Below are 17,557 nucleotides of genomic sequence, written 5' to 3' on the forward strand. Positions count from 1 at the left end.
GTATCGGGCATCACGCCCGATACCCCGCTGTGCGCTGCCTGCGGCTAGGCGTCGCGCCGCTTCAGCGAAACATATCCGGCTCCGGGCAGGGCCACGGCCCAGCCTGCCAGCACCAGCAGCGCCACCGTCGGCCCGTAGGGTTCGGTGGCGCCGGTGGCCATGAACGTCGCCGCATTGCTGGGCAGGTAGTCGGCCACCGTCTGCACCCATGAGAAGGGAATCAGCTGCAGGATCTGCGGCAGCCCGGTCACCAGCATGATCGCCGAGACGATTGCCCCGGCCGAGTTCCGGCACAGCAGCCCGAGCCCGAGCACCATCAAGCTCAGCAGCGCCAGGTAGGTTCCGGCGCCCAGGCAGGCCGAAACCAGGTCGGAGACGGCGAATGCCCCGTACGGCCCCGCGCTGAGCGCTGCCGGAATGGTGCCCACGCCGATCATGGCCACTCCGGCAGCGAAACCGAGCCCGGAGAGCAGCAGCGACTTCGCTGCCAGCAGCAGCCCGCGGCGCGGTACCGCTTGCAAGGAGGTGGTGATGGTGCCGCTGGAGTACTCGCTGGTGATGTGCAGGGCCGCGGCGGCAGCGAAAAACAGCTGGCCGAATTGCAGGGTTGCGAAAACCATCAGCGGGGCGGGCATCGCCGTGTCGAAGCCATTGTCCCCGCTGGCTTTCGCACTGGCACCCAGCAGCCACCCCAGGGCGATGGACAGCGTGATTCCCAAGGCATAAAGCCAGAGCAGCGACCGCAGCCCGAAGAATTTAGCGGCCTCGGCGCGCGCCGCCGCCAGCAGCTCTGCGCCCAGGTATCCGGATGCGGACCCTTTGATCTGCAGCGTGCTCATTTGCTTCCCGCTCCCCTAGCTGATTCGGCGGAGTACTCCACCATGCCATGCGTCAATTGGTTGTAGGCGTTTTCCAGCGATCCGTGGGCAACGCTCAGTTCATGCAGCTCGATGCCATGGGCGAAGGCCAGCGCACCGACATTTTCCAGCGGCAGGCCGATGACCTCCAGCCGGTCCTCGGCAGCATTCAGCTCGATGCCCGGTCGCTGCAGGAGCCCGGCGAGCGCACCGTAATGACCTGCTGGGTGAATTGCCTGATCAGCTCCCTGGTGGGGGCTTGGGCGATCAGCTCTCCACGGCCGATCAGGATCAGCTGGTCCGCGACCTGCTGCACCTCGCTCATCAGGTGGCTGGAGACGAAGACGGTCCCGCCGCGATCCGCCCGGGCGCGCAGCAGCTGCCTGATCCAGACGATCCCTTCGGCATCCAGCCCGTTCATCGGCTCGTCCAGGACCAGGATCTCGGGGTCGCCCAGCAGCGCTGCGGCAATGCCCAGGCGCTGGCGCATGCCCAGCGAGAATCCGCCGATCCGCTGGGTGCCCACGGACTGCAGCCCGACGTCGGCCAGTGCCTCATCCACCCGGGTTGCCGGGATCCGGTTGCTTTGCGCCAGGGATGCGAGGAAGGTGCGCGGGGTGTGCCCCGGGTGCCCCGCCGTGCCGCAGATGTGCGCTCCGAGAACCTGCAGCGGGTAGCGCAGCTGCGCGTAGGGAACCGAATTGACCAGTGCCCGCCCGCTGCTTGGCGCGTCCAGTCCGAGGATCATCCGCATGGTGGTCGATTTGCCGGCCCCGTTGGGTCCGAGGAATCCGGTCACCTGCCCGGGTTCTATGGTGGCGGTCAGCGCATTGACGGCGCGGGTGGCGCCGAAGTCCTTGCTCAGCGCTTCAAGTGCGATCATGGTGTGCTCCTTTGGTTCTGCGCTCAACCCTAGGATTCGCCCGGGCTGCCGCGCACCGGCTGGAAGTCGGCCAACGCGCGGCCCCGAACCCCTACCTTGGTCGGTGTCTGGCTGCGCCGATTCTGCGTAGCATGTTGATCATGACTACCTCGTGGAAGCAGCCGGTCCTGTTGCTGCTGCTGGCCCTGTGCGCCTATCTGGTTCCCATCTCCACGAACGGGGCCTGGGTTGTGCTCGCTCCCCTGGCCGCGGCCTGCAGCTACCTGGCCGGACGGCATGTGTCCGCGCTGGCCCATGGATTGCTGGCCCTCGGGGCAGGGACGCTGGCCTCCGGGGTGACGCTGGCATGGTCCTCGCACCTGAGCCTGCTGGCCTTCGCACTGAATATCCTTACCGGCCTGGTGCTCTTTGCACTGCTGCCCTGGTGGGCGGGCCGGGCGCGGCGCAATGCGGTGCTGTTCCGCAGCCAGGAGCGCCGGCATGTGGTGGTGCAAGCCGAGCTGCGGGAAAGGGCGCGCATTGCCGAAGCCATGCATGACCAGCTGGGCCACGATCTGGCGCTGCTGGCGCTGTCCACCGGCGGGCTGCAGGTGTCCTTGGAAAAGGGCACGCCGGCCTACGAACAGGCAAAGCGGATCCGCGAGCAGGCCGATGAGTCCATTGAGCATCTGCACCAGATCATCGGGGTGCTGCACGAGGACGGCGAACAAGCGCCGCTGGGCCCGGCAGGTTCATCGCTGGAGCAGCTGGTCGAACAGGCCCGGGCCAAGGGCATGACGATCAATTTCTCCCGGAAGGGCCCCTCGCCCCAGGCTCCCGGATCCATCCGGTGGGCCGCGGTGCTGCGCCAGGTGGCCCAGGAGGCGTTGACCAATGCGGCGAAGTACGCGCCGCACGCCGAGGTGGACCTCGATCTCGATACGCGCTCGGAGCAGGCGGTGCTGAGCATTTCCAATCCGCTGCATGGCCCCCTGCCTCCCAGCCGGGTTGGGGCCACCGGGATAGCTTCGCTGCGCGGCACCCTCGAAGCTGCCGGAGGCTCGCTGGCGCTGCACCGCACCAAGGAGCGTTTCGAACTGCGCGCTTCCATTGCCCAGGCATCCCCGCACCCGGCGCCTGCCGGGGTGCAGCCGCCGGTGAAGCGCGCGAGCACCTCGATGCTGGTGCTGATGCCGGCCCTCGCCGTCACGGTGATTGCCGCGGCCCTGCTGCTGTTGCAGCATGCCACCTACCAGGCCACCGCCCTGCACCCCTCGGACTTCCAGAGGCTCTCGGTGGGCATGGACGCACGGCAGGTTGCTTCGCTGGTCCACGCCCCGGGCCTGGATGAGCCGCTGCCCGTGATCGACGAGCCGGCACCGCCAGGGGATGCGCAGTGCCGCTACTATGCGGCCCGGACCGGGCTGCTGGATCTGGGCAGCGAGATGTTCCGCCTGTGCTTCACCGAAAACGTACTGGTTTCCACCGACCACCTCTACCCCGCCGGCTAGCCAAAGGAACTGCAGATGAGCATGGACACCCCCGTCAGCGTCCTGCTGGTGGATGACGATGCGCTGATCCGCGCCGGGCTGCGCGCGATCCTGTCCAGCGACCCGGGCATCGTCATTGCCGGGGAAGCGGAGAACGGGGTGCGCGCCATCGAACTGGCCGCGCGCCTGGACCCCTCGGTGATCCTGATGGATATCCGCATGCCGCAGCTCGACGGACTGGGAGCCATGGAAGCAATCCTGGGCCAGGTTCCGGAAACCAAGGTGCTGGTCCTGACCACCTTCGGCGAGGAGGAATACATCGACCGGGCCATGTCCGGCGGAGCCTGCGGATTCATGCTCAAGAGCTCGGGACCCGAGGAACTGCTCGGCGCCATCCATGCGGTGGCCGAAGGCGCCGCGGCGCTCTCCCCGCGCATTGCCCGGAGGGTGATCGACAAGGTGCGCGGGATCGACACCGCCGCGCAGGCCCGGGCCCGGTCCCTGGTCCACGGCTTGACCGTGCGAGAACGCGAGGTCTTGGCGCTGGTGGGCCAGAGCCTGTCCAATGCGGAGATTGCCGCCCGGCTGGTGCTCACCGAGGCGACAGTCAAGGGGCATATGACCGCGATCCTGCTCAAGCTCGGTGCGCGCAACCGCGTGGAGGCCGCCCTGATCGCCTATCAGGGCGGAATCGTCACTCCACGGTGCCGGTAACCCCGTGGCTGGAGTTCGCATCGAGTTTGCGGATCCAGCGAGAGCCTTCGCCTTCCGCGGCGGCCTCGTCTCCGGGGTTGACCAGCGAGCAATTCTTGATCGACAGGCATCCGCAGCCGATGCATCCATCCAGCGAATCCCGCAGCGATTCGAGCTGGAGCATGCGGCGATCGATGATCTGCTTCCAATGCGTGCTGAGCTGTTCCCATTCACTCTGCCGCGGCGCCCGGTCTTCGGGCAGCTCGCCCAACGTGCCGGCGATTTCAGCCAGGGTCAGGCCCACGCGCTGGCCAGCAGCGATAATCGCCAGCCTGCGCAACGTGTGCTTGGGGAACACGCGCATGTTCCCGTTGGTCCGCGTGGAGAAAATCAGGTTCCGCGACTCGTAGTACCTGATCGCCGCCACTGATACTCCCGCGCGCCGAGCGAGATCCCCGATGCCTAATTGGCTTTTCCTTGTTGGAACTGCGGAGTGGCTGGAGGATGTCATATGAGGAATTATTCAGGTCCGGCCGCTTGACCTCAAGTTAGCTGGAGCCTGTTGGCTGTCGTATGAACTTCTACGAAAGGCCAACTCATGACCGCAACCCAGATTCCGCCATGCACCATCCTGTTCGCTCGCATCCAGGAGCAGCAGTCCGGTACGGATACCGGATCCGCGCTGACTGCGCGCCAGCTGCGACGGGCTTTGCGCCAGTTGCGCAAGCACAGGCGCAATTGCCGGTGCGTGCCAGGGCAGCCCTCTTTGGAACCGGCCCACGAGCAAGGCAACTTGTTCTGGGGTGCAGGTTTCATCCCCACCCGCCGTTGACTCATTGCTCATTGACTCGTTGACTCATTGCCCATTGACTCATTGCACGTTGCCGGCAGTGTGACGGGCACCCGCCGGACGGTGCACCCCAGGAAGAAAGATCTCCGAGGAGCCCGGGAATATTTGACGCATCAACTTGTTATTACATGCATACGCATATAAATTGGTGGCAGGACATAACGCTTGCACCAGGAAAACAGGAGTGGACATGCAATTCGGAGTATTCTCAGTCAGCGACATCACCCGCGACCCGACTACCGGCCGCATCCCTACCGAAAAAGAGCGCATCGACGCATCGGTGGCGATCGCCAAGAAGGTCGAAGAAATCGGCATGGACGTCTATGCCATCGGCGAGCACCACAACCGCCCGTTCTTCTCCTCCTCCCCTACCACCACACTGGCCTACATTGCCGCCCAGACCGAGCGCATCATCCTTTCCACCACGACCACGCTGATCACCACCAATGACCCGGTGAAGATCGCCGAGGACTTCGCCATGCTCCAGCACCTGGCAGATGGCCGAGTGGACCTGGTTCTGGGCCGCGGCAACACAGGGCCGGTCTACCCATGGTTCGGCAAGAACATGCAGGACTCGGTCAACCTGACCGTGGAGAACTACCACCTGCTGCGCCGCCTGTGGGATGAGGACGTGGTGAACTGGGAAGGCAAGTTCCGCACCCCGCTGCAGAACTTCACCTCGACCCCGCGCCCGCTCGATGACGTGGCACCATTCGTCTGGCACGGATCAATCCGCACCCCGCAGGTAGCAGAAATCGCCGCCTACTACGGTGACGGCTTCTTCGCCAACAACATCTTCTGGCCAAAGGAGCACTACCAGCAGCTGATCAACCTGTACCGCGAGCGCTACGAGCACTATGGGCACGGACGCGCCGACCAGGCCGTGGTTGGCCTGGGCGGCCAGTTCTACATGGCCAAGGATTCCCAGCAGGCAGTCAAGGAATTCCGCCCGTACTTCGATAACGCCCCGGTCTACGGCCATGGCCCGTCGTTGGAAGACTTCACCTCCCAGACCCCGCTGACCGTTGGCTCCCCGCAGCAGGTGCTGGAGAAGACGCTGTCCTTCCAGGAGTACTTCGGCAGCTACCAGCGACAGCTGTTCCTCATCGACCATGCCGGCCTGCCGCTGAAGACCGTGCTGAACCAGCTGGACCTGTTCGGCGAGTACGTGCTGCCTGAACTGCGCAAGGAAATGGATTCCCGGGCACCGAAGGACCTTACCCCGGCTCCTACCCATGCGGGATTGGTTGCTGCTCGCGACGCTAAACTGGAAGCTGAGCAAGCAAACACCAAGGAGCCTGTAGCAAGTGACCGGGACCAGTAATCCAGCAGCCTCATTGAAGGTCGCCACCGATGCCTGGGAGGCTCTTTTCCGGGCACAGGTGGCGGTCATGCGCCAGATCACCGCAATGCCGGAGTTCGGCAAGCTGTCCATGCGCGAGTACGACGTGCTGTTCAACTTGCGCACCTGCCCCGGCGGCAAAAGCCGGATGGTAGACCTGAACAAGCAGTTGCTGATTTCGCAGCCCAGCCTCAGCCGCATGGTCACCCGATTGGAAGACCAGGGGCTGGTAGTTCGCGAGGCCGACCCGGATGACCACCGTGCCATGCAGCTCTCGCTGACCGAGGCAGGCCGCAAGCTCCAGCAGGAAATCGGAAGGGAGCACGTCAAGCATCTGCACAATTTGCTGGGCACCGCACTGACCGAAGAAGAATTCCATGAGTTGGAACGCTTGAGCACCAAACTGCGTGAAGCGGTGCAGTAGCTTTTGCCCCAGCCCGGAAGGACATGCCATAGGCAGCTCCTTCCGGGCTCCCGGGCATTCCATGGGATTAAATTGATTCAGCATCAACTGTTCAATCACGGCGCACAGAAGGCAGAACACTCTTGAAGGACGAAAAGCTATTCAGCTTGGAAGAAGCTGCCAGCACCCTTGGCGTAGAAACCAAGGAGTTGCGCAGCTATCTGCGCCAGCATCGTCCCAAGGGCGCCATCCAGAAGCCGCCTCAGCCAGGTGGCAACTGGCATGTCTCCGCCGCTTTGCAGACCCAACTTCAGTTCGCCGGCGCGCCGGGGCTGGAAATTTCCCTCACGCCCATTGACGACCAGGTCATTGAATCCCTGGACTGGTCGCCGTGGGACTCCTTTGAAGCCACCGCCGACTCGGCGCCAGTGGCCCCGGGCGTCTACATGTTCCGCCGCGCGGGCGCCTCGGACCATGAGCCAATCTACGTGGGCCAGGCTGGTGAACGCAGCGGCAAGGGACTTCGCGGAAGACTGAAGATCTATTCCAGCGGCCAGGGCGCGACCTCCGGCATGGGCAAGTACGCTTTTGACGAAGGACTAGCGGATCCCCAGTGGCTGCGGGACCTGGCAATCGAGGCGGACCGCGGTGAATCCCGCTCAATCCAGCAAGTGGCACGCCTGGCCATTGACCGCTTGAATCTTGAAGGCCGGTGGGTCACCTGCATCCACCGCAAGGCGGCCCTGCTCCTGGAAGCAGCGCTGATCCGGAAATACCACTTGTCGCTGTGGAATGTTGCCGGTGCGCCAAAAGACGTGGAGAGCTAGGCGTCTGGGTGCATTGTCCCGAACCTGGGCTTGATTCTGCCTCCGGGCAGGTTCATTGTAGGAGTAGCCACTCTCCCGCCGGCATGTAGGTTGAATCGAGGCATTTGCCATGGGCTCGGTAGTTTGCGATGTCACCGTCTCCCTGGACGGATTCTGCGCTGGACCCAATCAGAGCATGGATAATCCGCTGGGCGAGGGAGCCGAAGCCCTGCACCGCTGGCAGTTTGAGCGCCTCGACGAGAACCAGGCGGAAATTTCCGCTATTACCGAAGCCTCGGCTTTCATCATGGGGAGCAAGATGTTCGGCCCTCCAGCCGGTGAGGAAGACGCCGACTGGATCGGGTGGTGGGGAGAGACCCCTCCGTACCATGCCCCGGTCTTCGTGCTCAGCCACCATCCGAAGCCGATGCTCTGCCTGGAGGGCGGGACCAGCTTCCAATTCGTCCCCGATGGGATCGAGGAAGCCCTCGCCGAAGCCCAGGAAGCGGCGGGAGAGAATCCAGTGGCCATCGCCGGTGGAGCAAACACCATTGTGCAGTTCTTGCGAGCCGGCCTCATTGACGAGCTGCGGCTGCATATCGCGCCCATCCGCCTCGGGCATGGCGAACCGATCAGCGTTGAAGATATAGAAACGCATATGGACCGCGTGTCGCGGCGCGAAACGACGCTTGCCACGCACGTCTACTACCAGCGCCGCCGCTAGCTGCCGATCCCGGCTATTTGTAGAACCCCTCGCGGAGGTTGATCCCGTATTCCAGCCACGCCTTCATCGCGGCCAGCATCCCGGTCCAGCCCTCGCAATTCCCAAAGGCAGCCTTGGCTCCTTCGGAGGTCGCCACCCAGCTGGCCTCGCTGATGGTCACCTTGGTTCGGGTGCTGTCTTCCAGTGAAGCGAATTCGAACGTCACGGTATTCATGCCATCGGCAGCAGTGGATTGCTGGCCGCCCCATTGCAGGACAATACGCTTTGGCTCTTCCACTTCCACGATCTTGACCGGGAACGGGCCGGGGAAATCATGGAAGTCCCAGGTCACGGTGGCACCGTTTTCCATGTGCCCGGATGCTCCGCCGGTAGTGAAGTAATGGGAAAGCTGTTCTGGATCAGCCACAGCTTCGTATACTTGCCTGATCGATTTGGAAATGATTCCCGACACGGTGAAGGACAGTTCGCGAAGCTCTTCATGTGGTTCCATAAGACAGGTTTACGCCCGAAGAGCACTAGTGACAATAGATATGGGAAAATTCCCAGCGAAAATTAGCGTTTAGACACCAAACGGCTTGGCATAGCGGTAGTTGCCGCGCGGCAGGCGGTTATCGTCGAAGACCCGCACCATGAAGTGCTCGCCCCATGAGGTGCGCGTAGGCAGGATCCCGCGACCTTGCGCCGCTTCGTAGCCGAAGCGGCGGTAGTAGCCAGGGGCGCCCAGCAGAACGATACCGCTGATGCTTTCTTGCTCGGCCCTGTCATGAATTTCTTGCATCAGGATCGACCCGACACCTCGGTGCTGGTATTCCGGGGCGACAGCTAGCGGGCCAAGTCCCAGCAAGGGTTCCCCGTTCACTTCTCCCCATGTAGCGATGACGTGCCCAATGACCGTTGTGTCATCCAGGGCAACGATTGAGAAACGGTTATCGTACTGGTCGCAGTCGAATAGACGCTGCAGCAGTCCGACTTCCTCAGGCTCAACCATCGGATCGATGCCGGAGAACGCAGCATGGGTTATTGCATACACCGCAGCTCGGTCATCGAAGACTTCTGGACGGATACGCATGCACGCAAACCTACCAAATCTCGCCGAGCTAGAAAAATTGGCCCTTCGTGTTCTTCCACCAACTTGACTCCAGGAACGGGGCATTTTCCTGGCGGCTGGCGTGAGGATTGCGACTTCTTGCAAGCAAAGTTCAGCGAGCATTTTCCCAGGCCGCGCTCCTTGCGGCACGCCTGGCCGACTGGAAAACCCAGTTGCGAAGACCCTGCGGCCATGGCCCCGGGAAAACTTGCGGTGCCTCAAGTGGGAGGCCGTTTATCCATATCCGCACCGCCAGCAGCCACTGGTTGCCGGCACCTGGCGCCAAGGGCGGAATTGCCCCGCTAGTTGATTCAAAAGATGGGCCCAACGAGACCATTCCTTCTCTAACGTTTGCAGTAACGTCTTGAACGAGTCATGGATAGATGATGGAATGATGGTCGCATCGCTTGTCACCTCTATCGGAGAGTTCCATGAAACTGCCTCGGGCGTTCAAGACTTCAATGGCTGCCGTCCTGTCGGCCGCACTGCTTGCAACAGTGCTTCCGGCAACCCCGGCACTAGCCGCAGCCCCTGCCCCAGCAACTTCAGCGGTACAGGCTCAGGCACTGGCAGTTAATAGCGGACTGCAGATTGCCGCCAAGAAAATCCAGCGCAATCCGAGCAAGGATGACGTCTTCGTCAACAAGAAGTACCCGCTCAGTCCCGTTAAGTACGCACCGAAGACGGTAGCGGTCAAGGGCACCAACGTCCGGCTGAAGTCCTCGGCGGCCAAGGCCTACACCAAGATGGCCAAGGCAGCTGCGAAGGACGGTGTCAAGATCCGGGCTGTCAGCGGTTATCGTTCATACAACCGCCAGGCTGAGCTGTTCAACTACTACACCCGCATCTATGGCAAGAGCTACGCTTCACGCATCTCCGCTGTACCGGGCACCAGCGAGCACCAAACTGGCCTGGCCATTGACGTGGGAAATGCCAACGGCGCTTGCGGTTTGCAGGCCTGCTTCGCCAACACTCCCGTGGGCAAGTGGGTCGGCAAGAACGCACACAAGTACGGCTTCATCATGCGCTACCAGAAGGGCCAGGAATCCGTTACGGGCTACTCCTACGAGCCGTGGCACTTCCGCTACCTGGGTACCTCCTTGGCCAAGAGCGTGAAGAACTCTGGCGCCAAGAGCCTCGAAGCCTACTATGGGGTTTCAGGCAAGAAAGCCAAGAGCACTCCCAAGCAGACCAAGGGCACAGCGCGGACCACCGCGAATCTGAATATGCGCACCGGGGCAGGCGCCGGGAACCGACTATTGCTGACCATCCCGAAAGGCAAGAGCGTCCAACTGACCGGATCCAAGAAGTCCGGTTGGTACCAGGTTCGCTACAGCTCGAAAACCGGTTGGGTATCGGGCAAGTATCTGAAGAACAACTCGATGCCGGCAGCACCGAAGAAGGATTCGAAGAAGAGCTCGCCTGAGAAGAGCACCAGCAATGCCAAGTCTGCCAAGACCACTGCGAACTTGAATATGCGTGCCGGGGCAGGCACCAGCCATCGCGTCGTGCTGACTATTCCGAATGGCAAGAAGGTCGCCATTCGCGGCGCAAAGAAGTCCGGCTGGTACCCGGTGAAGTACGCAGGGAAGAATGGCTGGGTCTCCGGCACCTACCTGAGCAATTTCTCCTCGTCCGGGACTGCACCGAAGACCACCAAGCCCAAGAGCTCAAAGTCCTCGTCCAAGAAGACCATCGCGAACCTGAACATGCGCAGTGGCGCGGGAACAGGCAAGCGTGTCATCCTCACTATTCCCAAAGGAAAGACGGTGACCATCCGCGGCTCGAAGAAGTCCGGCTGGTACCCGGTGAAGTATGCCGGGAAGAACGGCTGGGTCTCCGGCACGTACTTGCGCTAGCTGGTTGGACCACACCAGCGCATCCGCAGATTGAGAGATAGACGATTCATTTTCGAATGAATCGTCTATTTCTCTTTTACCGTTTTCTTGGGCTGCGGTGCAGCAACCACACTTCTAAGTGCGGGCCTCCATCTGTTGTGTCGAACAACGGCAGGTTCACTGATCACTAATTCGCAGGTGGTTTCGCCGCTTCATGGTTCCTCTAGGATCCTGCTTTCTGGCGCGTATTGGATAAGCTGTGAGCGACTCGCCTACACTTCGCACCGCTGGTTTCCAGCACATACATTTGGGGGAAACAGATTGCAGGAGAATACGAATGAGAAGCCGGATCTTGCCAGCCAGCAGGAGGCCGAGCTAGGCATTGCTGATCCAAGTGCTACGCAGTCTGGTCCAGAAGCTGACGAGACCCTTGCCAGCATGCTCAAGGATCAAAATCTGGATGCCGAGCAATTCGCTACCGTTTTCCTCAAGAAAGTTATCCGGCTCAGGGGTGTGAAAATCGACCGCGAGCACTTTCTCACTGCAGAGCTCCACAAGAGGGGCTTGAGCCGCGAGCAGATAGAACGCGCAGTCTCGACCAACCCAGCCGCAGCGGGGATCGGGCCAGAGATCCTTGACGATATTGCTTCCAATTCCATTGATTTCGAAACTCGCAAGTCCACTGCCTTGTCATTTGCCAGTGGATTGCCTGGCGGGCTTTTCATGTTCGGTACGATCCCGGCGGACATCACCCAGTTCTACATCCATGCATTCAGGGTCATGCAGAAGATCGCCTACACCTACGGCTGGCAATCCTTCCTGGACGACGTGGAACACATCGACGATGAAACACTGGGAAAACTCGCCGGTTTCCTCGGCGTGATGATGGGAGTCAGCGGTGCGTCTACCACGGTCGGCCGGTTTGCTTCCCAGGTAGCTGGACCGGCTATCCAGAAGAATCTCGCGAAACAGGCTCTAACCAAAACAGCATGGTACGGTCCGATGAAACAAACGCTGAGGTTGATTGGCGTCAATGTCACCAAGCAAAGCTTCGCCAAGAGTGTCAGCAAGATTGTTCCCGTCGTTGGCGGGGTGGTCTCCGGTGGGCTGACTTTTGTCACGCTCAAGGTGCAGTCCAGTAGGCTCAAGCAGCATCTGCGCGAACTCCCGCCACCGCTGGTTGACGCGGCAGAGTACTTGGCTGCGCTGCATGATTTGGACGCGGCCGAGGCTGAACACGGCCTTTCCACGACACTGACCTCAGCAGGTGCGTCCGCCCTCGGCAAGGCACAAAAAGTGGCGGGTTCCGTGCGCGATAGCAACTTGGTGAAAGGCAGCCTGTCCGGGGCATCAGCTGGCGTATCCAAAGCGAAGAATCTCGGCTCTTCACTGGCCGGTGCCGCTAGCGGACGAATGGCAGGATTGAAGCGCGCCGAACGCCACCGGGCACTACCCGCAGCTACCACCGGCGATCAGCCGGAGACAGACGACTGCTAATCAGGCGAACTCGGATATTCCCCATTAGTTGGAACTTGCCTTCACAGCTTTTGGGGAATATTCCGTTCCCGAAGCACTAGTGCACGACCATATGCGAAGAGTACTCGCGGCATATTTGCTGCGGCTCGCAGAATTAATCGAGCCTGCAGAGATTATCGAATTGGCTACTTCAAGAGCCCGGAGACGCAGGAAACTACGGCCGAGGCCACCTGGCTGATCTCATTTTCTTTTGCGGTGCGCGTGAACGAAAGACGGACAGCAGTATGAGCCAGTTCTTCTTCATAGCCCATCGCAGTTAGTACCGCCGAAGGATCGGTCGAGCCTGCTGCGCAAGCAGAACCTGAAGAGCATAGGACTCCCCTGCGGGCCAATTCAATCAGCACAGTTTCGCCTGCGGTCTTCGGGAAGACGAAAGAGACTATGCCTCCAACGCGATGGTCCCGATCACCTGTCAGCTGGACGCTGCCCGGATGCTTGGCATTGAGCTCCTTGAGGATCCGTTCAACCAAGTACGGGCCAAAGCTTGCGCCCAGTCCTGCTTCGCGCTGTGCGGTCGCTGCCTGCAATGCCACAGCTATGCCGACGGCAGCGGCCGGGTTCTCGGTTCCCGAACGCATTCCGCCCTGCTGCCCGCCCCCGTGCAGCAACGGCACAAAGCGATGCTTAGCGGACAGGTACAGTGCTCCGCTGCCCTTGAGGCTGCCGAGCTTGTGCCCGGAAATGCTCAATGCGTCCACAGCGGCGCACAACGGCTTGAGATCGATCCAGCCGGCGGCCTGCACGGCGTCCGTATGCATGATCGCCCCAGCGTTGCGGGCCAGCTGGGCAACCTGCACAACCGGTTGAATGGTGCCCACTTCATTGTTCACTGCCATCACCGAAACCACGGCAACAGCTGCATCGATCAGATCGCCGGCCGCATCCAGATCGACCAGCCCCGTGGCCGATACCGGGATGATGCGGTGTTCGAATCCGTGGAATTCAACAAGGTACTTGCAGGCTTCCAGTACCGCTGGATGCTCAATGGAACTGGAGACCACCACGCGTCCGCGGGGGTTGGCCAAAGCCGCCCCGATCACGGCAGCATTGGCCCCCTCGGTGCCGCCGGAAGTGAAATAGACTTCCTCAGCTGCCACGCCCAGCTGGCTAGCCACCTGGGTTCTTGCCCAGTCGTTAGCCCGCTTGGCCTGCTGCCCTGCTTCATGCAAAGATGCCGGATTTCCAAAATCTTTGGTCAGCAACGGATTGAGCATGTCGAGAACGTCTTGGCGAGGCGGCGCAGTGGATGCGGCATCCATGTAGATCATGCAATAACCATATCCAGTCCAAGGTCAATCGCTTTCACCGAATGCGTGATGGCCCCCGAGGAAATGACATCAACACCAGCTTCAGCGACAGCCACGACTGTTGCGGCGTTGATATTTCCGCTGGCTTCGACCACCGCTTGCCCGTTGATCAGTTCAATGGCTGCGGGAATGTCCGCCGGATCAAAGTTATCCAGCATGATGATATCCACGCCGGCGGCGAGCACAGCTGGAATCTGCGCAATCGAATCCACTTCAACTTCCATCGATGTCGTGTGCCCCAGCCGCGCACGTACGGATTTCAGGGCCGCCGTAAGCTGCTCCCCGTTATCCAGCAAAGCCAGGTGGTTGTCCTTGGCCATGAAAGCATCCGACAGGTTGTCCCGGTGGTTGACTCCTCCACCGCAGCGCACTGCGTAGCGTTCAAGGACGCGTAGGCCTGGCGTAGTTTTCCGGGTATCGACAATGCGGGCTTTGGTATGCGCAACCAGGCCGACGAGCTCAGCGGTCGCCGTGGCGATGGCACTCATGCGCTGCAGGAGATTGAGCCCCACGCGTTCAGCGGTCAGCAAGCTCGCCGCCGGCCCGGTGACCTTGAGCAAGCTGCCACCGGCGGCAAACGTGTCTCCGTCGGCAATCAGCTGTTCCACCTCCAGCTGCAGATCCACTAGCTGCATTGTCCGGGTGAATACCGCACCTCCGGAGAGTACGCCTGGCTGGCGGGCCTGCACCACAGCAGTCGCTGTCGCACCTTCGGGAACGATGGTCAGCGCGGTGATGTCGCCGCGCGGATTGTCCTCGGCGAGCGCCAGCTCGATGATGCGGTCCATGGCCGCGGTGGGTACCGGATGGGTCGAAGTGTTCACGCGTTCAATTCCTTGCTCAAAAGGTTTTCATTATCCAGCTCGCTTGGGTGCAGAGTCCAGCCGTAGCGCACGCCCTCATCTGACTGGCTGCTGGTGAATTCGGTTGAATCCAAGCGATGGTGCGCACCCAGGCTTTTGGTGCGTGCCGTGGAACCTGCGGCGATGATCCGTGCGGTGATCCACAGGTTGCGCAGTTCCGATTGCTCGCGCGCCGTGGCAGCTACAGGCGCGCTCGTCGCTAGCAGATGAACCATTTCTTCGAGCTGCACGCCGGTACGGTAGACACCAAGTTTGCTGCTGGCTGCCGTTTGCAACTGGTCAAGCTCCAGGGGTGCTTGTGGAGTTGGCGCGCTGATCTCCTGGACCACCAGCCTGCTGATATCGCACCCGGTGTCGGAAGCTTCACCGGCCATGGCGGCAACCGCGTTCCGCGCAAAAACCATGGCCTCCAGCAACGAATTGCTGGCTAGTCGGTTGGCGCCGTGAACTGTCGTGTTGGCGCATTCGCCGGCCGCATAAAGACCGGGGACAGAGGTTCGTCCTGACGTGTCGGTGTAGATCCCGCCCATGAAGTAGTGCTGGGCCGCTACCACCGGAATCAGGTCATGAGCCATGTCCAGGCCGGAGCCGCCCGCGGTGCAACTCGCGAGCTTGGCGGTGATGGACGGGAAACGGCGAGCGAGGAATCCTGCGCCGCGTGTTTCTTCCACGGCCCGCGCATCAAGGTACACCTGGTGCCCGGCTTGGATCTGCTCATGGATGCCTCGGGCCACGACATCACGAGGTGCCAGCTCAGCATCCGGGTGAATTCCAGGCATGAACCGCTGCCCCGCGTCATTGACCAGGATGGCGCCCTCGCCACGGACGGCTTCCGAAACCATCCCGGCTTCGGGATATCGGGCCGGGTCAACCAGTGTCGGGTGGAACTGGACGAATTCGCCATCCGCGATGACGGCACCGGCCCGGGCGGCCAGTCCCAGGCCGTCGGCGGTTGCTCCTCGGGGATTGGTGGTCGCTGAGTACAACTGGCCCAGTCCGCCGGTAGCCAGCAGCACGGCGCTGGACGAGAGCAGCTGCTGTGCATCGTGGCGCAAGTAGTGCACCCCTGAGACTTTTCCGTCCTGCAGCTGCAGTTCGGTGGCAAGCGCATCCTCGATAATACTGAGTTTCTTGGCAGTCTCCAGCTGGCGCACGGCACCAACCAGGGTTTGCACCAGTGAAGCGCCGGTGGCATCCCCGTTGATATGCAGAATCCGGTGCGCGCTGTGCGCGGCTTCAAGGCCAAGCTGGTAGGAACCGTCTGCGTCGCGGTCAAAGACCACTGCATAGGATTCCAAAGCCTGCACTAGCTCGTCGCCTGAGGTACACAGGTGTTCCGCCGGTCCCACGCCGCAGTGGCCCGCGCCAGCTTTGAGCGTATCGGCAACGTGTTTGGACACGGAGTCGCCGTGGGCCATGGATGCTCCGGTAACAGCTGATAGCCCGCCCTGCGCGAGCTCGGAGTTCGAGTCCCCCAGTTTGCCTTTGGTCAGCAATACCGGCTGGATACCCAGCTCTACAGCTTGCAAGGCAGCGCACAGGCCGGCCACACCGGAGCCGACGATCACCAGCTTCTTCGGTTCTAGTTGCCTCTGGCTCATGGCTTGGCAGCTAGCATGCGCTCCAGGGCGATCTTTGCATCCCCCTGCTGTTCCTTCGGCACGGAAATCTGGTTGACCACTCGTCCGGCAACCAGCTGTTCGAGCACCCAGGCAAGGTAGCCCGGGTGGATTCGGTACATCGTGGAGCACGGGCAGATCACCGGGTCCAGGCAGAAGATGTTGTGCTGCGGGTACTGGGCAGCCAAGCGGTTGACCATATTGATTTCGGTGCCGATGGCAAAAGCAGTTGGCTCGGTAGCAGCGGCAATAGCCTTTTGGATGTAGTCGGTAGAGCCTGCTTCATCTGCCGCGTCCACAACTTCCATGGGGCATTCCGGATGCACAATCACGCGCACGCCGGGGAAATCCTCACGCGCCTTGGCGATCTGCGCGGGGTTGAAGCGCTTGTGCACGGAGCAGAAGCCGTGCCACAAAATGACCTTGGCATCGAGCAGGGTGGTGGCTTCGTTCCCGCCTAATTCCTTGCGCGGGGTCCACATCGGCATCTGTTCCAGGGAAATGCCCATCGCCTTAGCGGTGTTGCGTCCAAGGTGCTGGTCCGGGAAGAACAGGACACGGCGTCCACGCTCGAAAGCCCACTGAAGAACAGTTGCAGCGTTGGAGGACGTGCAGACCAGTCCTCCGTTGCGCCCGACAAAGGCCTTGAGCTCTGCAGAGCAGTTCATGTAAGTCACCGGAATGACCGGCATCCGCCCGTCATCGGCTTCCTCCGCATACAGGGCTGTGAGCTCTTCCCAGCACTGTTGCACGCTCGGACCGTCTGCCATGTCCGCCATGGAGCAGCCTGCAGCAAGATTCGGAAGGATCACCGACTGGTCCTCACGGCTGAGAATATCTGCCGTTTCGGCCATGAAGTGCACCCCGCAGAACACGATGGCTTCGGCCTTGTCGCGGGTCAATGCGGCGTTGGCCAGCTGGAAGGAGTCACCTACGAAATCTGCGTACTTCACGACTTCATCGCGCTGGTAGAAGTGCCCGAGGATCACTGCCCTGTCCCCCAGGGTTTCCTTGGCCGCCAAGATGCGGGTATCAAGCTCAGCGTCGCTGGCCTCCAGGTATTCCTCCGGGATCGAACCCTGCACCGGGTAACCCGCTGGAACCGAATCTGCTTGGGAGGCACCTGGCCCGTAGCCTGCGGGGGTGTCCCACGGGTTGGAGGCCAGGTCGGTGGAACAGGTGGAAGCCGGAGCCAGCAGATTGAGCCGAGCGATGTTCTGGGCTACCGAGGCGTTGGCGTTGTCAGTGATTTGGGTGCTCATGGGTTCGTCCGTTTCTTG

19 protein-coding genes are annotated in these 17,557 nt (G+C 61.6%); 9 read left to right on the forward strand and 10 right to left on the reverse strand.

What is annotated here, in order from left to right:
* Window positions 1–44: 44 nt before the first annotated feature.
* Genes EDF61_RS15635 through EDF61_RS15640 form a run of 3 tightly spaced genes read right to left on the reverse strand, consistent with a single transcriptional unit; the run spans window position 45 to window position 1,740 of the window.
* Window positions 45–839, reverse strand: a complete 795-nt coding sequence (locus EDF61_RS15635) for an ABC transporter (RefSeq protein ID WP_133834709.1) — start codon at window positions 837–839, stop codon at window positions 45–47.
* A complete protein-coding gene (locus EDF61_RS19290) occupies window positions 836–1,090 on the reverse strand; it encodes a DUF8746 domain-containing protein (RefSeq protein WP_502699079.1) in 255 nt (84 codons plus the stop codon). Before EDF61_RS19290 ends, EDF61_RS15635 begins: the two co-directional genes overlap by 4 nt.
* Window positions 1,027–1,740, reverse strand: a complete 714-nt coding sequence (locus tag EDF61_RS15640; RefSeq protein ID WP_353653993.1) for an ATP-binding cassette domain-containing protein — start codon at window positions 1,738–1,740, stop codon at window positions 1,027–1,029. The genes EDF61_RS19290 and EDF61_RS15640 overlap by 64 nt, the downstream gene beginning before the upstream one ends.
* A 140-nt stretch (window positions 1,741–1,880) precedes the next feature.
* Between EDF61_RS15640 and EDF61_RS15645 the strand changes: the two genes are divergently transcribed.
* Together EDF61_RS15645 and EDF61_RS15650 are read left to right on the forward strand one after the other, a co-directional pair.
* Window positions 1,881–3,230: a sensor histidine kinase gene (locus tag EDF61_RS15645; RefSeq protein ID WP_166650846.1), complete on the forward strand. Its 1,350-nt coding sequence runs from the start codon at window positions 1,881–1,883 to the stop codon at window positions 3,228–3,230.
* A gap of 15 nt (window positions 3,231–3,245) precedes the next feature.
* Window positions 3,246–3,923, forward strand: coding sequence for a response regulator (locus EDF61_RS15650; RefSeq protein WP_133834711.1), 678 nt, complete (start codon window positions 3,246–3,248; stop codon window positions 3,921–3,923).
* Here the strand turns inward: EDF61_RS15650 and soxR are convergent.
* Window positions 3,904–4,413, reverse strand: a complete 510-nt coding sequence (soxR, locus tag EDF61_RS15655; RefSeq protein WP_133834712.1) for a redox-sensitive transcriptional activator SoxR — start codon at window positions 4,411–4,413, stop codon at window positions 3,904–3,906. The genes EDF61_RS15650 and soxR overlap by 20 nt on opposite strands.
* Window positions 4,414–4,500: 87 nt before the next feature.
* Here soxR and EDF61_RS15660 point away from each other — a divergent pair, with 87 nt between their 5' ends.
* The 5 genes from EDF61_RS15660 (at window position 4,501) to EDF61_RS15680 (ending at window position 8,027) form a co-directional block, all read left to right on the forward strand.
* Window positions 4,501–4,734: a hypothetical protein gene (locus EDF61_RS15660; protein WP_133834713.1), complete on the forward strand. Its 234-nt coding sequence runs from the start codon at window positions 4,501–4,503 to the stop codon at window positions 4,732–4,734.
* A gap of 208 nt (window positions 4,735–4,942) precedes the next feature.
* On the forward strand, window positions 4,943–6,076 hold the full coding sequence (locus EDF61_RS15665; RefSeq protein WP_105661548.1) for an LLM class flavin-dependent oxidoreductase: 1,134 nt from the start codon (window positions 4,943–4,945) through the stop codon (window positions 6,074–6,076).
* A complete protein-coding gene (locus EDF61_RS15670; protein WP_105658053.1) occupies window positions 6,060–6,518 on the forward strand; it encodes a MarR family winged helix-turn-helix transcriptional regulator in 459 nt (152 codons plus the stop codon). The genes EDF61_RS15665 and EDF61_RS15670 overlap by 17 nt, the downstream gene beginning before the upstream one ends.
* Window positions 6,519–6,640: 122 nt before the next feature.
* Complete coding sequence (locus EDF61_RS15675; RefSeq protein ID WP_105661090.1) at window positions 6,641–7,324, forward strand: GIY-YIG nuclease family protein; 684 nt, start codon at window positions 6,641–6,643, stop codon at window positions 7,322–7,324.
* 109 nt (window positions 7,325–7,433) lie between these two features.
* Entirely contained in the window at window positions 7,434–8,027 is a 594-nt protein-coding gene (locus EDF61_RS15680) for a dihydrofolate reductase family protein (protein WP_133834714.1), read from the forward strand.
* 13 nt (window positions 8,028–8,040) lie between these two features.
* On the opposite strand, the gene EDF61_RS15685 is transcribed toward EDF61_RS15680, so the two are convergent.
* Window positions 8,041–8,517 (reverse strand): SRPBCC domain-containing protein, encoded by a 477-nt coding sequence (locus tag EDF61_RS15685; RefSeq protein WP_105658050.1) that lies wholly within the window; start codon window positions 8,515–8,517, stop codon window positions 8,041–8,043.
* 69 nt (window positions 8,518–8,586) lie between these two features.
* Window positions 8,587–9,096 (reverse strand): GNAT family N-acetyltransferase, encoded by a 510-nt coding sequence (locus tag EDF61_RS15690; RefSeq protein WP_166650847.1) that lies wholly within the window; start codon window positions 9,094–9,096, stop codon window positions 8,587–8,589.
* 449 nt (window positions 9,097–9,545) lie between these two features.
* Here EDF61_RS15690 and EDF61_RS15695 point away from each other — a divergent pair, with 449 nt between their 5' ends.
* Window positions 9,546–10,973 (forward strand): D-alanyl-D-alanine carboxypeptidase family protein, encoded by a 1,428-nt coding sequence (locus EDF61_RS15695; protein ID WP_133834716.1) that lies wholly within the window; start codon window positions 9,546–9,548, stop codon window positions 10,971–10,973.
* Between the two features lie 300 nt (window positions 10,974–11,273).
* On the forward strand, window positions 11,274–12,449 hold the full coding sequence (locus EDF61_RS15700) for a hypothetical protein (protein ID WP_133834717.1): 1,176 nt from the start codon (window positions 11,274–11,276) through the stop codon (window positions 12,447–12,449).
* A gap of 164 nt (window positions 12,450–12,613) precedes the next feature.
* On the opposite strand, the gene EDF61_RS15705 is transcribed toward EDF61_RS15700, so the two are convergent.
* From EDF61_RS15705 to nadA, 4 genes are read right to left on the reverse strand one after another with little or no spacing between them, the layout of a single operon-like run.
* Window positions 12,614–13,756 carry a cysteine desulfurase family protein gene (locus EDF61_RS15705; RefSeq protein WP_133834718.1) on the reverse strand — a complete coding sequence of 381 codons (1,143 nt, stop codon included), beginning with the start codon at window positions 13,754–13,756 and terminating at the stop codon, window positions 12,614–12,616.
* Window positions 13,753–14,619, reverse strand: a complete 867-nt coding sequence (gene nadC / locus EDF61_RS15710) for a carboxylating nicotinate-nucleotide diphosphorylase (RefSeq protein WP_208294287.1) — start codon at window positions 14,617–14,619, stop codon at window positions 13,753–13,755. The genes EDF61_RS15705 and nadC overlap by 4 nt, the downstream gene beginning before the upstream one ends.
* Complete coding sequence (locus tag EDF61_RS15715) at window positions 14,616–16,259, reverse strand: L-aspartate oxidase (RefSeq protein WP_133834719.1); 1,644 nt, start codon at window positions 16,257–16,259, stop codon at window positions 14,616–14,618. Before EDF61_RS15715 ends, nadC begins: the two co-directional genes overlap by 4 nt.
* Window positions 16,256–17,539, reverse strand: a complete 1,284-nt coding sequence (gene nadA / locus EDF61_RS15720; RefSeq protein ID WP_133834720.1) for a quinolinate synthase NadA — start codon at window positions 17,537–17,539, stop codon at window positions 16,256–16,258. Before nadA ends, EDF61_RS15715 begins: the two co-directional genes overlap by 4 nt.
* Between the last annotated feature and the right edge of the window lie 18 nt (window positions 17,540–17,557).

It is taken from the genome of Arthrobacter sp. JUb115, from assembly GCF_004365035.1.
Classification (GTDB): domain Bacteria; phylum Actinomycetota; class Actinomycetes; order Actinomycetales; family Micrococcaceae; genus Glutamicibacter.